This window comes from Flavobacterium sp. GNP002, assembly GCF_054343795.1.
This window is the reverse complement of the sequence record NZ_JBTGUW010000001.1, coordinates 3,497,244-3,519,890: the sequence shown is the minus strand read 5'-3', so window position 1 is coordinate 3,519,890 and position 22,647 is coordinate 3,497,244. Positions and strand designations below refer to the sequence as shown.

Sequence of the window (22,647 nt, the reverse complement as noted above, 5' to 3'; positions counted from 1 at the left end):
ATTTTAATATTAATCTTTTAATACTTCAATTTTTTAATCTTTTAATGAAACTTAAATGAAAATAGTAATAATAAACTCAGGGAGTTCTTCTATAAAATACCAGTTAATTGACATGCCTTCTTGCGAAGTTATTTGCTCTGGGATGATTGACAGAATAGGATTAGAGACGTCAAATTTGAGCTATGAAACTCAAAAAAATAAAATTGAGGAATCTATGCCAATTCCTAATCATAAAATGGGGTTAGAAAAAATAGCTCGCTTATTGATGGATGAAAAAGTAGGTGTGATTCAAAGCACGCACGAAATTGATGCTGTAGGTCATCGTGTGGTTCACGGAGGCGCTGGTTTTTCAGACACCACCATCATCAACAAAAAGGTAAAAGACAAAATAAAACAACTTTTTGAATTAGCACCATTGCACAATCCTGCTAATTTTGAAGGAATAATTGTAGCGGAAGAAATCTTTGAAACTGCTAAACAAGTAGCTGTTTTTGACACTGCATTTCACCAAACAATTCCAGTTGTAGCTTATAAATATGCGGTGCCTAATTATCTTTTGACCGAAAATAAAATTCGAGTTTACGGTTTTCACGGTACAAGCCACAAATATGTTTCTGAAAAAGCGATTAAGTTTTTACAAAACAGCTCTAAAATTATCACCATACATTTAGGTAATGGATGCAGTATGGCGGCTATAAAAGATGGGAAAAGTATCGATACTACATTAGGTTTTGGACCAATGAATGGTTTGATTATGGGAACTCGTAGTGGAGATGTCGATCAATCAGTTATATTTTATATGGTCAATTCATTGGGTTATTCCCTTGCCGATGTCAACACCATGTTGCAAAAACAAAGCGGAATGCTTGGACTTACCGGTTTTAGTGATTTAAGAGATATTGAATCTCAAGCCGGACAAGGAAATAAAGAATGTCAAATGGCATTAGCAATGAATGCGTATCGAATCAAGAAATATATAGGTTCTTATACAGCTGCTTTAAATGGTTTGGATGCAATTATTTTTACAGCTGGAATTGGAGAAAACTCTTCTTATATGCGAAAATTAGTTTGTACTGATATGGAGTATTTTGGAATTGAACTTGATGATTCTAAAAATGATATGCGTTCGAAAGAAATTCGGGAAATCAATACATTAGATTCCAAGACTAAAATAGTAGTTATTCCTACCAATGAAGAGATTGAAATTGCCAATCAAGTCTTTGAATTACTGATAAAGTAAGAAAATAAAAAACCCAAAGGAGCTTCTGAATTCAGAGGCTTTTTTTATACTTTTTATTGAATAAATCTAATTATATTTGGATACTAAACACCACATTTTGAAAGCAAGAATTACAGCAATAATCCTACTCTATCTTATTTCATTTCAAATTTATTCGCAGGAGTTACTTCCTTTTGTGGAAAATTACAATAAATCTGATTATCAAGGAGATAATCAAATTTGGAATGTAGCGCAGGGCAATGATAATGCGATGTATTTTGCTAATAATTATTATTTATTGCGCTATGATGGTGTAAAATGGGAAAAATATTCGTTACCCAACAAAACCATAATCCGTTCTATAATGGTGGATGGTGACAGGATTTATTCCGGTTCGTATAAGGAATTTGGCTATTGGTATCGAAAAAATGGGAAGATGATTTATGTTTCTATTTCTGATACCTCTAAGGTTTTTGATGAAAGTGATAATGAGGAGGTTTGGAAGATATTTAAATTTAAAGGTAAAATTTATTTCCAGTCTTTTAACGGTCTTTTTCAGTATGATGGAAAAACAATCAAGAAAAGTAAATTTGATTTTCTGGTTTCCTATTGTTTTCCCGTTGGTAATGAATTATTAGTAGCTTCCGTTGAAAAAGGAATTTATAAAATGAAGAATTCTAAGTTTGAAAAGATTCAAGGCTGGTCCGTTTTAGAGAACAACGTCATTCATGCTATTGAAAAACACCAAAATAAAACCTATTTCTTCACTAAAAAAAATGGAATTTATTTGGAAGAAAACGGTATTTTGAAAGAATGGCAAAGTCCATTAAATACCATTTTAAAAGCGGCAAATATCAATGTCGCCAAATTCATTAAAAACAATAAATTGATTATAGGAACTGCAAATAAAGGAGTTTATATTTTTGATTTAAATTCTGGCGCTTACAAAAACATCAATCGAAATAATGTATTGATGAATAATTCCATTTTGAGCATTGGTCTCGACAAAGAGAATGATTTGTGGTTAGGGTTAGACAACGGAATTGCTCATGTTGAGGTTAATTCTCCCATTTCTATTTTTTATGATAATTCAGGTATTTTAGGTTCCGTTTATTCCGTGGCGAGTACTTCAAATGGCTATTTGATGGCTTCTAATCATGGTGTTTTTAAATATGAAGACAAACTACTTTCGTTGATTCCTAATACGCAAGGACAAGCCTGGGACATCAGTAAAATAAATAGCAAATACCTCGTAGGCCATAACGAAGGCACTTTTGTATACGAGAATGGGTTGTTTTCTAAGTTAAGTACTATAAACGGAGGTTGGAATTTAGCCAAAAGCAATATTAATAATTCCTATTTACAAGCAACATACAGCGGCGTAATTATTTATAATGATACTAATGATTTGAATCAAAAGATAGTTATAAAAGGAATATTGAAACCGATTAAATATGTCGCTCAAAATAGAAAAAATGAAATTTGGGCTGCTGATAATAATAGAGGCTTGTATCGAATTCTGTATAATGATGCATACGAAACAATCGATATCAAGAATGTCACCCAACACAGTAAAATAAGTAATGATTTTGGAGTGAAAATATTTGAGTTCAGAAATGAAATCCTTTTTTTAATTAATAAATCCTGGTACACTTATAATTCAATCACCAATCAATTGGAAGAAAATGAATTGTTCAATACTAATTTTAAAAATGTATCAAACATTGTTTCCATTGATGAAAACCATTTTCTGATACTTCAAGAAGGACTTTTGTACAATATTTATGCACATGATAATAAATTTATTCGCAATATTATTCAAGAGAAATATTACAAAGGGAAAATCATTAATGACAATGTAAAAGTTTTCAAAAACAAAGTTAATTATCTGTTAAACTTGGATGATGGCTTTATTTCGTTACAAGTAAAATATGCGAACAAGAAAGCATCAAATATAAGTGTAGAAGCTTTTGTTAATAATAATTTGGTTCAAAATAACTCAAAGATTCCGTATAATTCTGAGCTCCGCTTACATGTGATATCAGGTGTTTTTGGCGCAACAAGACCTAACTTGTTTTATAAAATAAATGGAGCCAAAGAATTTATTCCTGTAAATGAAGGTTTGATTGTTTTGAACAATTTAAATAGTGGTTCCAATGAGATTACCGTTTACCTTCACGACGGCCTTACGTATGATAAAATTTCCAACTTCCAATTTGTTATTGCTAAACCATGGTATTTTTCTTTTTGGATGATTTTATTATATCTAGTTGTGATTGGAGGTATATTTTATCTGTATTACAAATGGAATAAAATGCAATATATACAGAAGTTGGAGTTGCGTGATGAAGAGTTGAAACATCAAAAGAAAATTCTGGAGATGGAATTAAAAGCCGAAAATGAATTGAACATTCAGGAGTATGAAAAACACATTTTAGAACTGGAACTGCAAACCAAATCTTCTGAGGTTGCAGGCAAATCACTTTCGATTGCGAAACAAAGTGAAATGATTGAAAACATACATGGTATTCTTGATTCCGATATGGATTTTAATAAGCTAAAAAGTGAAATTAAAAAAGCTATAAAAATCAATGCCGTGAACAAACATGAATGGGAAACGTTTGAAACAAATTTGAATCAAATCCACAATGAATTTATAATTAACCTTTCAAAAAAATATCCAAACCTGACTTCAAAGGACATTAAGCTTTGCATTTACTTAAAAATGAATCTTTCCTCCAAGGAAATTGCACCCATGATGAATATTTCTTTCAGAGGTGTAGAGCTTCATCGTTATCGCTTAAGAAAGAAACTAAACCTTGTTCAGGATGAAAACCTCTCTAAATTTTTATTAACTGTATAAATAAGCTTTATTTTTTATAGATAATATATTATTTCAGTGTATTTATTATGAAATAACACTACATCATTACTACATCATGTAGATGTAGTGCGGTATCTCGTAAGTATTCTTTTTAGCAGTTATAGATAGATTTAGAATCTTATTTTATTGTTTTGATGTATTCATGTAGTATTTCTGTTTTAGTAACTATAACGTTGTAATTATTTACTTTGGCTCCACTAACTTTAACAAATCATTACTATATGAGAAATATTATTTTTAGCTTTTTAGCACTCATTTTACTTCCGGCTTATATGTCTGGACAAGTAATTAAGGGAAAAGTTCTGGATAAAAGTGGAATAGGGATTCCAGGAGCCATGATAGTCGCGGCTGATTCCAAAACTTCAACGGATACCGATTTTGACGGTAATTTTAGTATCAATGCCAATGTTGGCGAAGTATTAAAAATAAGCATGGTAGGTTTTGATGCTTTATCAGTACCTGCAACGGCAGCACCGATGAACATAAATTTAGAGGAATCCAAAGACACGGAATTAAAAGAAGTGGTTGTCATTGGTTATGGAACCAGAAAAAAGATTGATAATACTACCGCAATTACTTCATTAAAAGCGGAGGAAATATCTAAAACTAAGGTATTGAATGCTTCGCAAGCTATACAAGGTAAAGCGGCGGGTGTTCAGGTAGTTTCTTCAGACTTACCAGGAAGTACTCCTTCGGTAATTATTAGAGGATTAGGTACTGCTTTAGGCGGAAGAACTCCTTTGTATGTTGTAGATGGAATGCCTACTGATAATATCAATAACATAAATACAAATGATATTACCTCTTATGAGATTTTGAAAGATGCTTCATCTTTAGCTATTTATGGTACAAGAGCAGCAAACGGTGTTATTATTATTACCACTAAAAAGGGTAAAGGCGACAAGGTTTTAGTTGAATTTGAAAGTTTTGCCGGTTTTAGAAAACCATTAAGAACGGTAAAAATGGCAGGAAGCGAAGCATATGCACGATATTCAAATGCTGCTTTGAACAAGACAACATTTTCTGAAAATCAACCAGTAAATACAAATTGGTTAGATGCTATTACTAGAACTGGTTCGTATACTCAAAATAATGCATCTATTTCTGGGGCAACCGAGAGTATAAAATACTTTTTCAGTATAGGGAATTATGAAGAAAAAGCAATTTTAAACGGTCTTGATTACAGTCGTTTTACTTTTAGAAATAACAACGAATATAAAATTTCTAAAAAATTGACTTTAAATCAAAACTTTAGTTTTACATCAGCTAATTCAAGTCCAAAACCATTAGGTGCTTTTACTAACGCTTACAAACAATCTCCTATCGTTCCGGTACGTTTTGCATCAGGTCAATACGGAGTTTCCTTTGTAGATGCAAATGGTGTTGCAAGTACAAGTGGTTCTTCCTTTAATAATGTTGGAAATCCAGTTGCTCAATTAGACTTTTATGATGAAGAACAACGTAGCATAAGCTTACAAGGAGGTTTAAAATTAGATTACGATATTGTAAAATCATTAAAATTCACTTCACAGTTTAACGGTGAATATTATTCTTGGAAGCAATATAATTTTGAAAATACAAGAGCTATTGATATTGCTGGAGATCCAAGTCCAGGAAATTCTTTACCAACTAATATTAATGAGTTGACTAAAGGAAGAGAGCAATATTTTAATTGGAACTTATCAAATTATTTAACCTACAATAAGGTATTTAATGAAATTCATGATGTTGAACTAACTGCAGGTATCGAAACATCAGTTAAAGGAGCAAGAGAAAAATTGACGATAAGAAGAAAGAATGTCAATGCAAATTCTAATTATTGGTCATTGGCAGGTGTTGATAATGTAGCTAACGTAATCAGTTATAGAGATGAAGCGTTTAATGAAACTAGATTGGCTTCATACTTTGGTCGTTTTCAATATAAGTTAATGGATAGATACTTAATTACAGGGACAATCAGACGTGATGGCTCATCTAATTTTGCTAAAGAGTATCGTTGGGGAACTTTTCCTGCCTTTGGTTTAGGATGGATTGTCACCAAAGAAGAATTTATGGCTAATGTAAAAGGAATAGACTTATTGAAATTAAGAGGAGGTTGGGGTAGATTAGGAAATCAAACGGTACCGCTTAACAATCAAGCTTATGCATCAGGGCTTTCAAGTTATTTAGGAGGTTCAATACTAAATGAAGGAACTACAATCAATTCTCAAGTGGATCCAAGTCTTTCTTGGGAAATTACCGAAGAAACTTCTATAGGTTTAGATTTTGAATTATTGAATAGGAGGTTAAAAGGATCTTTTGATGTTTATGAAAAAAATACAACAAATGTAATTTTGAATGTGCGACCTTATCCAACTTCAGGAATTGTAGTAGCTACACCAGGACATGTAGGCGAAGTATCCAATAAAGGGTATGAAATTGCATTGCGTTGGGATGATAAGTTAACAGACAATTTGAGTTACTGGGTTGGAGGAAATTATTCAAAAAATATAAATAAGCTTTCAGGTTTAAAGGATTTTGAAATTTCCCCGATTATTGGAGGTAATTTAGGTAACGGTCAGGATACTAAATTACTTAATAGCACCTCTGTAGGTCAGCCGCTAGGAAGTTTTTATATCTATGAATTTGCTGGTGTAGATCCTACAAATGGTAAAATGTTGTATTATACTGCCAGTGGTGCAAAAGTGACGCAAGAGGCTTTATTTGCAACTAATGATAAAAAATATGTAGGCTCAATATTGCCAAAATCTAATTATGGAGTATCAGTGGGTTTAAACTATAAAAACATCGATTTTTCTGTTGACGGATATGGTACAGGTGGAGCAAAAGTTTACAATGGTAAAAAAGCACAACGCTTTACAGGTGAAAATATAGAGCAATCATTGGCTACAGACTTCTGGAGTGCCAGTAATACAAATGCTGCAAATCCAGCTCCATTCAATCAAGTGCCGGTAGCTTCTACCTACTATTTAGAATCAGGTGATTTCTTCAGAGTAAATAACATAACTTTAGGTTATAAAGTTCCAATCAAGGAAAATCAATTTTTAAGCTATTGCAGGATATATCTGAATGCAATAAACCCATTTATCACCCAAAAATTCTCAGGTTTCTCTCCAGAATTAAATGGAGATGGTAATCCTTACGGAAATCAAGGAATTGAGTTGGATGCTTATCCTACTTTAAAATCTTTCGTTGTTGGTGCTAATTTAAAATTTTAATATTATGAAAAAGATATATATAACAATGTTCGCGTTATCCGCTTGCTTTTTTTCGGGATGTGCTGATGATTATTTGGATGTAAACCAAACGGAATCTATTTCTACAGCAGATATTGAACTGTTCAATAATGACGCTGGTGCAACCACTTTTGTAACTGCAATTTACAGCAAATTTTTAGATTGGGATATGACCTCTTTTGGTTGGATTGGACTCTCAAGCATTACTTCTGACGATGCCGATAAAGGTTCGTCTCCCGGAGACACCGGAAGTGATAAAGATGTGTTAGATGCATTAACATATAACGCATCAAATCCTTCGGTAGAAAGTACTTTTAATGCCAATTATGATGGGATTAATAGATGCAATCAAGCTTTAAATATTATTCCTAAATTAGATAAAGCAGATGCAGGTTTACGAGCGAGGCTAATAGGAGAAGCTAAATTTTTAAGAGCATTTATGTATTTTACATTGGTAAAAGCGTATGGCGGTGTACCTATTGTAGATCATTTACCAAATCCGACATCTGAACAAGATAAAATAATGTTGTTGACTCGTAAAACTGCAGCTGAGGTGTATGCTTTTATAGAAAGCGATTTGAATGATGCAATTGCAGTATTGCCTAATAAATCAGTGTATTCAGCCGCTGAAAAAGCAAGAGCTTCAAAAGGCGCAGCTCATGCGTTATTAGCTAAAGTAAATTTATATCAAAAAAATTGGCAAAAAGTGGTAGACAACTGCAATTTAGTTACAGGATATTCTATTGTTCCAGATTATGCCGCTATGTTTAGAGTAGCGGGAGAAAACGGAGATGAATCTATTTTTGAAATCAATGGTGTTGGTTCAATTCCTGCCAAAGGTATTCAAGGGTATTCAGCCAGTCAAGGTGCTCGTGGTGCTGGTGGATGGGGTTGGGGATTCAATACTCCATCTCAAAGTTTAGTAAACGCTTATGAAGTTGGGGATGTGAGAAAAAATGCAACAATCATTTTTAGAGGAACGACCTTATACGATGGTAGAGTAGTACCAGTTACTGTTGAAAATGAAAGATACAACTTCAAAGCATATTCTTCTGCATTTACAGATGGATGGGAAACAGATGTAAATATTAAATATTTAAGATATGCAGAAGTCCTTTTAATGAAAGCTGAAGCGTTGAATGAATTAAACCAAACTCCCACGGCTATTGTTTTGTTGAACCAAATCAGAAACAGAGCTGGATTAGCAAATACAACTGCTGTTTCTCAAGGCGATGTAAAAACTGCAATCTGGAAAGAAAGAAGAGTAGAAATGGCTTTTGAGCACGACAGATTCTTTGATCTAGTTAGAACAGGACAAGCGGCAGCTGCATTTGCTGTTGATGGTAAAACATTTACTGTAGGTAAAAACGAGCTATTTCCTATGCCAGATTCTTTTATTAGACAAGCTGCTGGTTTGTCAAGTCAAAACCCGGGGTATAATTAAAAGAGGATAATCTCCCTTCTACAAAAAAAAAGTGTAGAAGGGGGATTTATTTCTAATAACTTAAATTGTTTAAAATCCAAAGATGATTAAAATCTCAGTTTTATTTATAGCTTTTACTTTTCTCGGTTGCAGTTCCTTTAGTGATAAATCAAATGAAAGTGTTAAAGTAAAAACTCCTGGTGCGCAAGTAACAGATGAGGAACTTATAGATCTCGTTCAAAAGCAAACTTTCGCTTATTTTTGGGAATATGCAGAGCTAAATTCTGGTTTGGCACGGGAACGCTTCCATCCTGACGGTTATTATCCTGAAAATGATTCTCATGTGGTTACTACAGGAGGTTCCGGTTTTGGATTGATGGCAATAGTCTCAGGTATGTCTAGAGGCTATGTCACGAAGGAGGAAGGTACCAAAAGATTGAATAAAATTGCCAATTTCCTTGCTAACGCAGATCGTTTTCATGGAGCTTGGTCACATTGGATTGATGGAAATACTGGTAAAGTAAAACCTTTTGGCATAAAAGATAATGGAGGCGATTTAGTTGAAACGTCTTTTTTGGCAGCCGGTATTATAGTTGTCAGGGAATACCTCAAAAACGGAACTGCTGATGAAAAGGCAGTCAGCCTAAAATTTGATGAACTCTGGAAAGGGATTGACTGGCAATGGTACACAAACAATCAGAATAAATTATATTGGCATTGGTCTCCTAATTACAACTGGGATATGAATTTTGCCTTAGAAGGGTATAATGAATGTTTGATTACGTATGTCATGGCAGCATCTTCGCCATCATACCCCATAACTCCTGCAGCTTATCATGAAGGATGGTCAAGAAATGGAGGCATAGTTTCAACCAAAACCAAATACAATTTGCCATTGATTTTAAAACACAATGGTGCTGAAGAATTCGGAGGTCCATTATTTTGGGCTCATTATTCTTATTTAGGATTAGACCCAAATCAGTTAACGGATAAATATGCCAACTATTGGGATTTAAATTCCAATCATACTAAAATTAACTATTTATATGCAATTGCTAATCCTAAGAGTTATAAAGGATATGGAGCTAATTATTGGGGTTTAACGGCTTCGTATTCAAGAAATGAAGATGGATCTGTCGGCTATGATGCGCATATGCCAAGTAACGATAAAGGGGTCATTTCACCTACAGCTGCCATCAGTTCAATTGTGTACACACCAAATGAATCTAAAGCATTCATTCGTAATTTATACGAGAATTATAAAAATGATACTTGGGGAGTGGCGGGCTTTTATGATGCACACAGTCAGCAGTATCAATGGACAACAAAACGGTATTTAGCTATTGATCAAGGACCAGAAATGGTGATGTTAGAAAACTATCGTACGGGTTTAATATGGAATTTATTCATGAATGCACCAGAGGTAAAAAAAGGTTTAATTAACCTTGGCTTTCATTCAGGTAAGTATAAGTTCTAAATGTGTATGAAATATCTATTTTTTGCAATGGCCTTTTTAATATCATCGAATTCATTTTCACAAAATGATGTAATTGGTACCTTAAAAACCGAAATCGTTCAAAAACGCGAATTAGCGTACGCTTTACATATTCCTAAGCTTACAAAAGATAAAAAGCCTTTAATTGTATTTCTTCATGGTTCTGGTGAAAAAGGAACGGATATTAAAAAAGTAAAAGCACATGGACCATTCAAGTATTTGAAAAGTCACGAACTCGACGCCTACGTTTTGGCGCCACAATGTCCAGAAAATGAATATTGGAATGAGGAAGTATTGTACCGTTTGATTTTAAAAATCCAAAAAGAAAACAACATTGACAGCAGCAGAATTTATCTCACAGGTCTTAGTATGGGAGCTTGGGGCGCTTGGAATCTAGTTGTTGCATATCCTGAAACCTTTGCCGCTTTGGTGCCTATTGCAGGATATGTAGATAGAATCCCAATGATTGAAAACTGTAAAATTGCAGCCATTCCTACCCGGATTTTTCATGGTTTGCTGGATGATGTCGTGAATGTAGAGTATTCGATTGCGATGTATAAAAAATTAAAAACCTGTAATACTAATGTGACGTTGACAATTTTTGCTGATGCCAATCACGACAGTTGGTCACGAGTATATGACAACCAAGAAATTTATGATTGGATGTTCAAACAAATAAAAAACAGACAAAATGAAAATTAAATTGATCATACTACTTTTTGGAATTTCGCTTTTTGGCTACAGCCAAAAAAAGACATCTATAAAGGAGGTTAAAATTAAACCGAAAACAGAATTCGTTGCAGAGTTACTTTCGAAAATGACTTTGGAAGAGAAAATTGGACAGTTGAATTTGCCAACTTCAGGCGATATTACTACAGGTGCAGCCAGTAGTTCGAATGTGGCGAAGAATATCGAAGACGGAAAAGTGGGTGGTTTATTCAATATCAAATCAGTTCAGAAAATAAAAGAAGTACAGAAAATTGCTGTCGAAAAAAGCCGCTTGAAAATACCGTTACTTTTTGGGATGGACGTCATTCACGGGTACGAAACGACTTTTCCTATTCCGCTTGGATTGTCTGCTACCTGGGACATGAAACTAATTGAGCGCTCTGCCCAAATCGCCGCCAAAGAAGCAAGTGCCGATGGAATCAACTGGACGTTTTCGCCTATGGTCGATATTTCTCGTGATCCGCGTTGGGGTAGAGTTTCTGAAGGTTCGGGTGAAGATCCGTTTTTGGGAAGCGAAATTGCAAAAGCAATGGTGAATGGCTATCAACAAAATGATTTGTCAAAAAACAATACCATCTTATCGTGTGTAAAACATTTTGCTTTATATGGTGCGCCAGAAGCTGGACGTGATTACAACACGGTAGATATGAGCCGAATTAAAATGTACAACGATTATTTTCCTCCTTACAAGGCGGCTATTGATGCAGGCGTGGGTTCCGTAATGGCTTCTTTCAATGAAATTGATGGAATTCCCGCTACTGGAAATAAGTGGTTGATGACTGATGTATTGAGAAAACAATGGGGATTTAAAGGTTTTGTCGTAACTGATTTTACCGGAATTCCTGAAATGATTGAACACGGTATGGGCGATTTGCAAACTGTTTCTGCTTTGGCTTTGAATGCCGGAATTGAAATGGATATGGTGGGCGAAGGTTTCCTAACAACTTTAAAAAAATCAGTGGAAGAAGGTAAAGTAACGATTGAACAAATCGATAATGCAACGCGTCTTATTTTGAATGCGAAATATGATTTGGGATTGTTCCATGATCCGTATAAATATTGTGATGAAAATAGAGCGAAAACAGAAATTTTCACAAAAAAACACAGAGCTGAAGCACGAGCAATTGCAGCACAATCTTTGGTTTTATTAAAAAATAACAATCAGTTACTTCCTTTGAAAAAATCAGGGACGATTGCTTTAATCGGACCATTGGCTGATGCCAAAGAAAATATGGCAGGAACTTGGAGTGTGGCTACTAATATGGATAAATCCATTTCATTAGTTGCAGGAATCAAAGAAGTGGCAGGGAAGGATACTAAAGTGCTTTACGCCAAAGGAAGCAATCTGGATTATGATGCAGCTTTCGAAGAAAAAGCAACCATGTTTGGTAAAACCTTACACCGCGACAACAGAACTTCCGAAGAATTATTGGCGGAAGCCTTGAAAATTGCGAATCAATCCGATGTGATTGTAGCCGCTTTAGGTGAATCAGCAGAAATGTCCGGAGAAAGCAGTAGCAGAACAAACTTAGAGATTCCACAAGCACAAAAGGACTTATTGCAAGCCTTATTGAAAACAGGAAAACCGGTTGTGTTAGTTTTATTTACAGGCCGTCCGTTAGTATTGGTACAGGAAAACGAAACAGTTCCAGCTATTTTGAATACTTGGTTTGCAGGAAGTGAAGCGGGAAGTGCTATTGCGGATGTTTTGTTTGGAAATGAAAACCCTTCCGGAAAATTGACTGCTACTTTTCCAAGAAGCGTTGGGCAAGTGCCTATTTATTACAATCAAAAAAATACGGGAAGACCGTTAGGGAATAAAGAAGGAAAGTTCGAAAAATTCAGATCGAACTATATCGACGAAAGAAATGAGCCTTTATATCCGTTTGGTTTTGGATTGAGTTATACGAATTTTGAATATTCAAACTTGAAAGTTTCATCCGATAAAATGAACTTCAATGAAAAAGTAAAAGTGACTGTTGATGTGACCAATACAGGAAATTATGATGGTAAAGAAGTGGTTCAATTGTACATAAGAGATCTAGTAGGATCTGTTACAAGGCCTTTAAAAGAGTTAAAAGGATTCCAGAAAATTGCTCTTAAAAAAGGGGAAAAACAAACAGTAACTTTTGAAATCTCTCTTGAAGAATTAAAATTTTATAATTCGGATTTACTGTTTATCGCAGAACCTGGTGCTTTTCAGGTTTTTGTAGGTACGGATTCTAGCACTAATAATAAAGTTGATTTTGTGTTGATTAAGTAAATGTTTGGTTTGTTTATTTATGATCGGCCCTTCAGTAGTAGTACTGAAGGGTTTTTTTTAACAAAAAAACGGTATTTGTTAAAAGTCATACTATGAAAAACAGCTATTTTATTTACTTTTATCCATTCAAAAAAATCATCCAAAAATGAAATATTTATTTTCTCTTTCTCTTCTCTTTCTTTTCATTGTAGGCAACGCCCAAAGCGTTCAGTCGCCATCAGGTAAAATAGCATTAAATTTTAAGTTAGCTGGTAATGGACAACCTAGCTATTCCTTAAATTACAAAAACAAAGCGGTCGTTTTGGAAAGCGCTCTAGGTATAAAATTAAAGGAAAAACCAGCTTTAGACGCTAATTTTGATATCCTGACTTCAAAAACTTCCAGCTTCAACGAATCTTGGAAACCAGTTTTGGGAGAACAAGCTAGTATTCTTAATCACTATAATGAACTTAATGTTTCGCTGATCAACAAGGAAACTAAGGTGAAAATGAATATCATTTTTAGAGTCTTTGATGAAGGGGTAGCTTTCAGATATGATTTTCCAAAACAAGCGGAGCTTAATTATTTTATAATCTCTGATGAGGTTACCCAATTCAATTTAACCGAAAACAATAAGGTATTCTGGCTTCCAGGTGATTTTGACAGCAATGAATACGAATACAACGAAACTAAATTTTCAGAAATTGATAATAGCAAAATCAATATGAACAACGGAATTGGAGTGAAATCGATTCCAGGGAAATACATGGTTCAAACACCTTTGATGATGAAAGCGCCATCAGGTTTGTATCTCAATATTTTTGAAGCGGCAGTAGTCAATTATCCGGTCATGCATTTGAATGCTGACGTGACAAATTATAAATTAAAAGCCGAATTAGTTCCGAATGCTATTGGTGACAAAGCTTATTTGCAAACCCCTTGCGTATCGCCTTGGAGAACCATCATGATTAGCGATGATGCGCGAGATATTGTGGCCTCTAAAATGATTTTGAACCTAAACGAACCGTCAAAATTAGAAGACACTTCTTGGATAAAACCTATGAAATATGTTGGGATTTGGTGGGAAATGCACGTAGGGAAATCTACTTGGGATTATGCAGGTTCTCAAAATGCCACTAATTTTGCTGATGCTCCAAAAGCGTCAGGAAAGCACGGCGCTACTACCGAAAACACGAAACGATACATCGATTTTGCCGCAAAAAACGGTTTTGATGGCGTATTGGTAGAAGGCTGGAATGTAGGTTGGGAGGATTGGAACGGAAACTGGAAAGAGGAAGTTTTTGATTTTACAACGCCGTATCCGGATTTTGATATTGCAGCTCTTTCGGCTTACGCCAAAGAAAAAAATGTCAAAATGATTATGCATCATGAAACATCGGGTTCAGTAGGGAATTACGAAAGACACTTAGATCGTGCGTTTGATTTGATGAAAAAATACGAATATCCTGCAGTAAAATCTGGATATGTGGGTAAAATCATTCCGCGTGGTGAGTTTCATGACGGACAATCAATGGTGAATCATTTCAATTTTGTGGTAAAACGCGCTGCGGATTACAAGATTATGATTAACTCTCACGAATCATCAAGACCAACTGGTTTTGGAAGAACGTATCCTAATTATATCGCTGCCGAAGCAGCTCGTGGGAATGAATTCAATGCTTGGAGCGTTGGAAATCCGCCTATGCATGAAACCATTTTGCCTTTTACCAGACAATTGGGAGGACCTATGGATTATACGCCAGGAATTTTTGAAATTAAAATGAGTTATTATGATAAAAATAAAACGGAGCAGGTTCATACCACTTTAGCCAAGCAACTCGCTTTATACGTTACGATGTATTCTCCGTTGCAAATGGCAGCTGATTTATTAGAAAATTACGATAAATATCCAGATGCTTTTCAGTTTATCAAAGATGTTGAAACGGATTGGGATGAAAGTAAATATTTAGAAGCGGAGCCGGGTGATTATGTTACGGTTGCCCGAAAAACCAAAGGAAAGGAAACGTGGTTTTTAGGAGCAATCACCGATGAGAATGCCAGAACATCAGAAATAAAGTTAGACTTCTTAACCAAAGGAAAAAAATACAAAGCGATCATTTATGAAGATGCTAAAAATGCCAATTGGAAAAATAATCCAATTGCTTATAAAATTAGCACGATGATAGTTTCCAGCAAATCAAAAATTAAGTTGAATTTAGCTCCAGGAGGAGGAACAGCAATCAGTTTTGAACCGATAAATTAAATAGGATATCCTGCAAGAGCTTTTAAACTTGCAGGTTTTTTTTTGAATCTCACCTTAAATATTCGTAAAGAATTACGAAATTGCAACAGCAACCAAAACCAAAATTATAAAGAAGAATACCAAAAAAAGCTCCAAATTTATTATGAAAAAATCAATTGTTTTAGCCGTACTTTTATTTGGTGGAATCACCGTATTTGCGCAAACTAAAGAGGAACAAACTTTAAAGGAAATTTACAAATCTTCCTTAACCAATGCCAAATGTTATCCTTGGCTGGATCATTTGTCCAATACCATCGGATCCAGATTATCAGGTTCCACAGGAGCAGAAAAAGCCGTTTTGTATACTAAAGCACAATTAGAAACTTTGGGTTTAGATAAAGTGTATCTTCAAGAAGTAATGGTGCCAAAATGGGTTCGTGGCGAAAAAGAAATCGCTTATTTACAAGTAGGGAAACAAAAAATAACGTTACCCATTTGTGCCTTAGGAGGTTCTGTAGCGACACCAAAAACTGGATTGAATGCCAATGTGATAGAAGTAAAAAGTTTAGAAGAATTAGTAGCACTTGGTGAAGCAAAAGTAAAAGGAAAAATTATTTTCTTTAATAGACCGATGAATCCAGAGTTTGTAGAGACCTTTAAGGCCTACAGTGGTTGTGTGGACCAGAGATCATCAGGAGCCAGAGAGGCAGGAAAATTAGGTGCTTTGGCAGTGATTGTACGTTCTATGAACTTAAGATTAGATGATTTCCCGCATACCGGTGCAACTAATTACGGCGACATTGCAAAAGAGCAACGGATTCCAGCAACTGCTATTAGTACCAACGGTGCCGAACTTTTGAGTAAAAGTTTGAAATCGAATCCCAATGCAACTTTTTACTTGAAACAATCATGTCAAACATTTGAGGATGTTTTATCCTATAATGTGGTTGGTGAAATGACCGGTTCTGAACATCCTGAAAAAATAATGGTTGTTGGAGGTCACCTGGATTCTTGGGATCTTGGAGATGGGTCTCATGACGATGGAGCAGGATGTGTCCAAAGTATGGAAGTGTTGAATATATTCAAAAATATTGGTTACAAACCTAAAAACACGTTGCGTGTGGTTTTGTTTATGAACGAGGAAAATGGTGTTCGAGGCGGAAAAGAATATGAAACACAGTCCAATAAAAACAATGAGAACCATATTTTCGCTTTAGAAAGTGATTCGGGCGGGTTTTCTCCAAGAGGTTTTTCAATTGAAGCTGATGAAGCTAATTTCAATAAAATTAGTAGTTGGGCCTCGTTATTCGAACCCTATTTAATTCACAAATTTGTAAAAGGACATTCTGGTGTTGATATTGGTCCCTTACAATCCAATCACATTGTAAAGGTAGGATTACAACCGGATTCTCAGCGTTATTTTGATTATCATCATGCTGCAAACGACACTTTTGATGCTGTCAATAAAAGAGAGTTGGAACTAGGAGCGGCAACTATGGCTTCACTTATGTATTTGATAGATCAGAATGGAATTGTAAAATAAAAACACCCTAATTTTTGAAGATGCTACATGCTGTTTTTTTTCAATATTTGAAGGAAATTGTGAATGTAGCACCTTCATTTATTTTACTCTCCACGGCGATTCTCCCGCCTAAACTAGTAATGTGATTATACACTAAATATAATCCTATACCATTGCTGTCTATGTTATTGTGGAATTTTTCATACAATCCAAAAATCTTATCCTTCACTTTATCCATATCAAAACCAAGTCCATTATCAGAAAAAATTAATTGATTTACTCCATTGAATTTTCTGGTTTGGATAGTAATAACGGGTACATGATGTGGTTTTGCATATTTAATGGAATTAGTAAGTAAATTCAAAAATATACTTTTGATGTATGCTTTGTTAAAAGTAATATTATCAAATGCGGAAAAGTCAACATTAACAATTGCTTTTGAATCGCAAACTAAAGAATTTATGGAAGTAAGCACTTCACTAAGGGATTCATTTAAATTTATTTCTTCAATTTGAGTATTAATACTCTCGTTTTCTACTAATTGATCAATTGAATCATTTAAAGTTTGTTTTAAATTTTCACTAGTTAATTTAAGAATTTCTACTAATTCCAACGTTTCTGGATCATTGATTTTTGAAACATCAATGAGACTGAAAACAGAAAGCATGTTATTTATCGGTGACTTTAAATCATGCGAAGTTTTATGTGACAAAACCGTTAGTTCTTTGTTGATTTGCGTCAAATTTGCAATGAGCAAATTGCGCTCTTCTTCCATTCTTTTTTTATGGGTAATGTTTTTGGCAATTGCATACACTAATTTCTCGGAATCAACAGGCATTGATGTCCATGATAACCATACAATTTCTCCGCTTTTAGTTAAATAGCGGTTTTCAAAATTCAAAAGAGGCTTATTTTTATATACTTGTTCCCTGGTTTCTAAAGTAATTTGGAGGTCGGCTGTGTAAACAAAACTGCTGATTGGTCGAGAATATAATTCCTCTTCCGTAAAGCCTAATAATTTTGAAACAGCCGGATTTATTCTCTTGAAATAGCCATCAAATCCTGCGATACATATAAAATCAGCTGATATATTAAAAAAATTATCAAAGTGATAGTCTGTTTTTAAAGAAGAAGTGGTGGTGTTATTTTTGATCATTTATAATTTTAAAGAATTATATTGTATTAAAATTACCCAACTTGAAACAAGCAAATCCGATGGTTAAATTTAACTAATTAAAATTAAAAAAAAAGAAAAAAAATCAAATAATCAAACAGATGTTAATTTTATATATTTTAGTTTTTTTTAAAATCAAATTCATAAAAAAAAGCCATCATATATGACAGCTTATTTAATTTTTGATTGAGGATGAATTATATTTTGAATATTCCTCCTACTGCAATGATTCTCTGAAAAAAGAAAAAATCTTGTGAAGCACTATCCTCAGAACTTTGCGTTGTTCTAATATCCTGCATATTGATGTAGCCTCCTTTAAGTTCTCCTTGTATATAAAAGTGCTTGAAAAAAGTAACATTTAAACCTGCTTTCAAAGAAGTACCATACCCTGAAACATGAAAATCATCATGACGTTCTTTTCCTAATAAGGTTGTATTTGTTTTTGGATACAATAAACCAAAACCAACTCCTTCAGTTAAATTAACTTGAATTTTGTCGGTATTTTCGATTTTAAAAATAGAGGAAATATCATCGTGTCTTGAAAATTCACTGTTGACATAATTTAAACCATCGGTGTGTTCATAAAGTAGAAACTCTTCGGTCAAAAGCACCTGATTATTAGGCAATAACTCATTATATGATCCGGGATTAGGATAGTAACCATCAATGTTTACGGCTTTATCTTGCGTCATCACATATTTCATGTGATCCACTCCTATAGCAACACTGTAATGATCATTTATAAAATATCCCAATCTAAAATTAGTTTGAGGAATAGTCATTCTAGATGGATTAATATAATCAACATGCCATCCTTTTGGTTTGTCATGTGCTTGAATGTTCTCCAGAGTAAAGTTGTAGTCTTTACCTCGAAAAGTCACATCAGATTTAGAATAACTGTCTCTATTTCCACCCCATGAAACAAAAAATTTACCTTTGTTATGACTGGTATATCGATCTTGTATTATTTTTTTTTCCTGTGCAATTGTAGTATTAGTAAATAGTATAATTAGGAATGCTGAAAATAAAAAAAAATGCTTCACTGTATTTGGGTCCTAAATTTAAAATGTATTTATTGTTTTTCTAATGGCAACTAACTTGGTCATTAAGGATTCAAAGTAATCTAAATGCAACATATTTGCTCCATCGCTTTTTGCATTAGCAGGATCAAAATGGGTTTCAATAAAGATTCCATCTACACCTACAGCAATACCAGCTTTGGCAATAGTTTCAATCATATCTGGTCTTCCACCAGTTACACCAGCCGTTTGGTTGGGTTGTTGTAGTGAGTGAGTAACATCAAGAACAGTAGTAGCATATTGTTGCATCGTAGGAATTCCTCTAAAATCAACGATCATGTCTTGGTAGCCAAACATTGTTCCTCTATCCGTAACCATCACGTTTTCATTGTGACAATCCAATACTTTTTGAACCGCATGTTTCATACTTTCCGGACTCATAAACTGTCCTTTTTTCAAGTTGACTACTTTTCCGGTATTGGCAGCAGCCACGACTAAATCGGTTTGACGCACTAAAAAAGCAGGGATTTGCAACACATCAACATATTGAGCAGCCATATCCGCATCTTCATTCGTATGAATATCCGTAACAGTAGGAACTTTAAATGTTTCCGAAACTTTTCTAAGGATTTTTAATGCTTTTTCATCTCCAATTCCTGAAAAACTATCAATTCTAGAACGGTTTGCTTTCTTAAAAGAGCCCTTAAACACGAAAGGAATTTGTAAAGTATCAGTAATTCCAACTAGTTTTTCGGCAATTCGCATCGCCATTTCTTCACCTTCAATGGCACAAGGCCCAGCAAGTAGGAAGAAATTACCACTGTCAGTATATTTAATTTGTGGAATATGTTGTAGGTTCATAATATGAATTTTTTAGAAAGTGCAAAGGTAGTTATGATTTACGATTTCCGATTTATGATTTTCAAATAATTTATTGGATTAACGTTTTATTAGGAGCTTTTTCCTGTCTCGTCATTAGGACGAGATTGCAATCTCCCTGAAAAACGGGAGGATTTCTCCCGAGGCTTCGGGAACATCAGGGCTAAGGATTTGGTTTATAAGGATATTTTGGGATTTTAAGTCTATTATTTTTTCAATGAAAGTCCCGTTGGAACCATCAAAATTCCTTTTTCATAGATGTTCAAATAGAGTAGTACTGGTTTTTTCAGACCAACCCATTTTAATTCATAAACATCCAGAAATCCAGCACCCATTTCACTTCTTTTTGTTGGAAACGGACAGCAGCTTTCTAATTTAGTAAACGTGATTTTCTCACCATTAGGTCCTGCTAATGCGTTCAAAAATCGACCTTGATTGATTGTCTCGTTTTTAGTGTTATTAAAGAAAATATTGATTGGATAATCTTTATCATAACCATATTTTTTGTCTTTACTGTATTCCGTAATTACAAAAGTGTTGTCTTTAGAAAGTGTAAGGTTTGGTGCATTATCATCCGTATTTTTCAAAGTAGATTGTGTACTGGAGCAAGAAGCTAAACTAATAAGTAAAGCAATAAGAAGGATTGATTTGTTCATGTTTAAAAATAAATTTATTAGGTAAAATATAAATAGCAATTACAATACCATGTAATTTAAATAATACAAATATAAACAGAACTTTAGACCTTATTGCGTGTTCCCTTAATAATTTGGATACACACTTTTTAACCTAATGTAGCATTTCTTCTAAAATCTCGAAAAATGCATCTTATCTTTGCACAAAAAAACAACATGGATATTATTTTTCAAACGTGGTCTTGGTATGTTTCCGGTTTTTTAATCGGCTTGATTATGTTAGCACTTATTTATTTTGGTAAGTCTTTCGGAATGTCTTCTAATTTGCGTTCGCTTTGTTCGATGGCTGGTTTAGGGAAACGAGTCGCTTTTTTTGATTTTGATTGGAAAGCACAACGCTGGAATTTAGTAGTCGTTCTTGGTGCTATGTTAGGCGGTTTTGTTGCCGTTCATTTTATGAGTGATGCTTCCAATGTAGACATTAACCCGAAAACAATTGCACAATTAGCACAACTTGGTATTGAAGCTCCAAACGGAAAATTAATGCCGGATGCACTTTTTGGAACAGCTATTTTAGAATCTCCAAAAAGTATTTTCATACTGCTTATTGGTGGAGTTTTGATTGGTTTTGGTTCTCGTTATGCCGGTGGATGTACTTCTGGACATGCCATTTCAGGATTGAGTAATTTACAAATTCCTTCTTTGAAAGCGGTAATTGGTTTTTTTATCGGCGGTTTGATAATGGCGCATTTCTTATTGCCATTAATTGTAAAGTAGTTAAGCAATCATTATTTAAAATTTAAAATAAAAAGCATGAAAAATATACTGAAATATTTATTAGTTGGATTTGTTTTTGGAATTGTACTGACCAAATCTGAAGCCGTTTCCTGGTATCGCATTTACGAAATGTTTCAATTTCAGTCATTCCACATGTACGGAATTATCTCTGTGGCTATCTTGACAGGAATTATTGGGATTCAAATCATAAAAAGAAATAACATAAAAGACATCAAAGGAGAATCTATAGAAATTCCAGATAAAGAAAAAGGATCTGCACGGTACTGGATTGGCGGATTGTTTTTTGGATTGGGTTGGGCATTGGTAGGTTCTTGTCCGGGTCCAATATTCATCTTGCTTGGATCAGGTTTTTGGACCGTTTTGATAGTGCTTTTCGGGGCTCTTTTGGGAACTTATTTGTATGGATTATTGAAAAATAAATTGCCTCATTAATCGTTAGAAATTTCATATCAAAGTAGCATTCTCGTGAGGAAATGCTACTTTTTTTTGTTTAATTTCAAAATACCAATAACAATCAAATATTGCGCAATTATATAAGTTGCCATAATCAAGAAGGAACTATATTGTAGTGGTGCGTAAAATTTATCAAAGGCCAAAATGCTGTCTGAAGCCACAAAAACGATAGCACCAATTAAAATATATATACTGGCAGGTTTTTGCCAGTTTAAGAACCCTTTGAGTGCAAATAACAACATAATTGAAATTGTCAGTGCATAAACAAAAACAGGGATTTTTAAATCTCCCAAACTTGGCAACAAAATCAGCATCATTACGATTAAATAAAAGGCAATTGCTGTAACTCCTACCCAGAAAATGATTTTACTTTTCTTTAAATAAATCTTTAATTGTTTGCTGAACAGTATAATATAAGAAATATGCGAAAGTAAAAAAGCAATCAATCCCGCAATAAAATACAATTCTCCTTTGTCAGCAAACATCAAAATAATATCGCCTATCCACGACAAAGTCAAAGCTGTCAAAAGAACTTTTTTGGTAATAAATCTTTCGTGTATATAAACAGCCAGAATTAGAAACGGCAATAAAAATGGTTTCAAAAACCAAGCAATTTCTTCTCTTCCAAAAAGAATTATCAAAAGATAGACTAGACTAAACCCGATGAACCTATTTAAAATTAAGTTACTTTTCATTT

General features: G+C 34.1%; 16 protein-coding genes. 11 read left to right on the top strand and 5 right to left on the bottom strand.

Going from position 1 to position 22,647, the window contains the following annotated elements:
- Nucleotides 1–55: 55 nt before the first annotated feature.
- The 9 genes from ACXX80_RS15395 to ACXX80_RS15355 all read left to right on the top strand — a co-directional run bounded on the left by ACXX80_RS15395 (nucleotide 56) and on the right by ACXX80_RS15355 (nucleotide 17,013).
- Nucleotides 56–1,240 (top strand): acetate/propionate family kinase, encoded by a 1,185-nt coding sequence (locus ACXX80_RS15395; protein ID WP_458554012.1) that lies wholly within the window; start codon nucleotides 56–58, stop codon nucleotides 1,238–1,240.
- A gap of 97 nt (nucleotides 1,241–1,337) precedes the next feature.
- The gene (locus ACXX80_RS15390; protein ID WP_458554011.1) at nucleotides 1,338–4,082 is read left to right on the top strand and encodes a helix-turn-helix and ligand-binding sensor domain-containing protein; all 2,745 of its coding nucleotides are present in this window, start codon (nucleotides 1,338–1,340) and stop codon (nucleotides 4,080–4,082) included.
- A gap of 242 nt (nucleotides 4,083–4,324) precedes the next feature.
- Nucleotides 4,325–7,321, top strand: coding sequence for a SusC/RagA family TonB-linked outer membrane protein (locus ACXX80_RS15385; RefSeq protein ID WP_458554010.1), 2,997 nt, complete (start codon nucleotides 4,325–4,327; stop codon nucleotides 7,319–7,321).
- A gap of 4 nt (nucleotides 7,322–7,325) precedes the next feature.
- A complete protein-coding gene (locus ACXX80_RS15380) occupies nucleotides 7,326–8,783 on the top strand; it encodes a RagB/SusD family nutrient uptake outer membrane protein (protein WP_458554009.1) in 1,458 nt (485 codons plus the stop codon).
- 82 nt (nucleotides 8,784–8,865) lie between these two features.
- Nucleotides 8,866–10,239, top strand: a complete 1,374-nt coding sequence (locus ACXX80_RS15375) for a glucoamylase family protein (RefSeq protein WP_458554008.1) — start codon at nucleotides 8,866–8,868, stop codon at nucleotides 10,237–10,239.
- Between the two features lie 6 nt (nucleotides 10,240–10,245).
- The gene (locus ACXX80_RS15370; RefSeq protein ID WP_458554007.1) at nucleotides 10,246–10,959 is read left to right on the top strand and encodes a carboxylesterase family protein; all 714 of its coding nucleotides are present in this window, start codon (nucleotides 10,246–10,248) and stop codon (nucleotides 10,957–10,959) included.
- On the top strand, nucleotides 10,949–13,249 hold the full coding sequence (bglX, locus tag ACXX80_RS15365) for a beta-glucosidase BglX (RefSeq protein ID WP_458554006.1): 2,301 nt from the start codon (nucleotides 10,949–10,951) through the stop codon (nucleotides 13,247–13,249). Before ACXX80_RS15370 ends, bglX begins: the two co-directional genes overlap by 11 nt.
- A gap of 145 nt (nucleotides 13,250–13,394) precedes the next feature.
- Nucleotides 13,395–15,491: a glycoside hydrolase family 97 protein gene (locus tag ACXX80_RS15360; RefSeq protein ID WP_458554005.1), complete on the top strand. Its 2,097-nt coding sequence runs from the start codon at nucleotides 13,395–13,397 to the stop codon at nucleotides 15,489–15,491.
- Nucleotides 15,492–15,633: 142 nt separating this feature from the next.
- A complete protein-coding gene (locus ACXX80_RS15355) occupies nucleotides 15,634–17,013 on the top strand; it encodes a M28 family peptidase (protein ID WP_458554004.1) in 1,380 nt (459 codons plus the stop codon).
- Between the two features lie 40 nt (nucleotides 17,014–17,053).
- Here ACXX80_RS15355 and ACXX80_RS15350 read toward each other — a convergent pair whose 3' ends face one another.
- The 4 genes from ACXX80_RS15350 to ACXX80_RS15335 all read right to left on the bottom strand — a co-directional run bounded on the left by ACXX80_RS15350 (nucleotide 17,054) and on the right by ACXX80_RS15335 (nucleotide 20,720).
- The gene (locus tag ACXX80_RS15350) at nucleotides 17,054–18,148 is read right to left on the bottom strand and encodes a PAS domain-containing sensor histidine kinase (protein WP_458554003.1); all 1,095 of its coding nucleotides are present in this window, start codon (nucleotides 18,146–18,148) and stop codon (nucleotides 17,054–17,056) included.
- A 215-nt stretch (nucleotides 18,149–18,363) separates the two neighbouring features.
- A complete protein-coding gene (locus tag ACXX80_RS15345) occupies nucleotides 18,364–19,209 on the bottom strand; it encodes a hypothetical protein (RefSeq protein ID WP_315210414.1) in 846 nt (281 codons plus the stop codon).
- 18 nt (nucleotides 19,210–19,227) lie between these two features.
- Nucleotides 19,228–20,046, bottom strand: a complete 819-nt coding sequence (gene kdsA, locus ACXX80_RS15340) for a 3-deoxy-8-phosphooctulonate synthase (protein ID WP_315210417.1) — start codon at nucleotides 20,044–20,046, stop codon at nucleotides 19,228–19,230.
- Nucleotides 20,047–20,270: 224 nt separating this feature from the next.
- Nucleotides 20,271–20,720 (bottom strand): 2-dehydro-3-deoxyphosphooctonate aldolase, encoded by a 450-nt coding sequence (locus ACXX80_RS15335; RefSeq protein WP_458554002.1) that lies wholly within the window; start codon nucleotides 20,718–20,720, stop codon nucleotides 20,271–20,273.
- Nucleotides 20,721–20,915: 195 nt separating this feature from the next.
- Between ACXX80_RS15335 and ACXX80_RS15330 the strand changes: the two genes are divergently transcribed.
- Together ACXX80_RS15330 and ACXX80_RS15325 are read left to right on the top strand one after the other, a co-directional pair.
- Entirely contained in the window at nucleotides 20,916–21,476 is a 561-nt protein-coding gene (locus tag ACXX80_RS15330; protein WP_458554108.1) for a YeeE/YedE family protein, read from the top strand.
- 36 nt (nucleotides 21,477–21,512) lie between these two features.
- Entirely contained in the window at nucleotides 21,513–21,929 is a 417-nt protein-coding gene (locus ACXX80_RS15325; RefSeq protein ID WP_458554001.1) for a DUF6691 family protein, read from the top strand.
- A gap of 44 nt (nucleotides 21,930–21,973) precedes the next feature.
- Here ACXX80_RS15325 and ACXX80_RS15320 read toward each other — a convergent pair whose 3' ends face one another.
- Nucleotides 21,974–22,645: a lysoplasmalogenase gene (locus tag ACXX80_RS15320; protein WP_458554000.1), complete on the bottom strand. Its 672-nt coding sequence runs from the start codon at nucleotides 22,643–22,645 to the stop codon at nucleotides 21,974–21,976.
- Nucleotides 22,646–22,647 lie beyond the last annotated feature (2 nt).

Bases quoted from the DNA above. Each gene is read 5' to 3' on its own strand.
- ACXX80_RS15395 (WP_458554012.1), top strand. From the start codon at position 56: ATGAAAATAGTAATAATAAACTCAGGGAGTTCTTCTATAAAATACCAG.
- ACXX80_RS15385 (WP_458554010.1), top strand. From the start codon at position 4,325: ATGAGAAATATTATTTTTAGCTTTTTAGCACTCATTTTACTTCCGGCT.
- ACXX80_RS15380 (WP_458554009.1), top strand. From the start codon at position 7,326: ATGAAAAAGATATATATAACAATGTTCGCGTTATCCGCTTGCTTTTTT.
- ACXX80_RS15375 (WP_458554008.1), top strand. From the start codon at position 8,866: ATGATTAAAATCTCAGTTTTATTTATAGCTTTTACTTTTCTCGGTTGC.
- ACXX80_RS15370 (WP_458554007.1), top strand. From the start codon at position 10,246: ATGAAATATCTATTTTTTGCAATGGCCTTTTTAATATCATCGAATTCA.
- bglX (WP_458554006.1), top strand. From the start codon at position 10,949: ATGAAAATTAAATTGATCATACTACTTTTTGGAATTTCGCTTTTTGGC.
- ACXX80_RS15360 (WP_458554005.1), top strand. From the start codon at position 13,395: ATGAAATATTTATTTTCTCTTTCTCTTCTCTTTCTTTTCATTGTAGGC.
- ACXX80_RS15355 (WP_458554004.1), top strand. From the start codon at position 15,634: ATGAAAAAATCAATTGTTTTAGCCGTACTTTTATTTGGTGGAATCACC.
- ACXX80_RS15350 (WP_458554003.1), bottom strand. From the start codon at position 18,148: ATGATCAAAAATAACACCACCACTTCTTCTTTAAAAACAGACTATCAC.
- kdsA (WP_315210417.1), bottom strand. From the start codon at position 20,046: ATGAACCTACAACATATTCCACAAATTAAATATACTGACAGTGGTAAT.
- ACXX80_RS15335 (WP_458554002.1), bottom strand. From the start codon at position 20,720: ATGAACAAATCAATCCTTCTTATTGCTTTACTTATTAGTTTAGCTTCT.
- ACXX80_RS15330 (WP_458554108.1), top strand. From the start codon at position 20,916: ATGGATATTATTTTTCAAACGTGGTCTTGGTATGTTTCCGGTTTTTTA.
- ACXX80_RS15325 (WP_458554001.1), top strand. From the start codon at position 21,513: ATGAAAAATATACTGAAATATTTATTAGTTGGATTTGTTTTTGGAATT.
- ACXX80_RS15320 (WP_458554000.1), bottom strand. From the start codon at position 22,645: ATGAAAAGTAACTTAATTTTAAATAGGTTCATCGGGTTTAGTCTAGTC.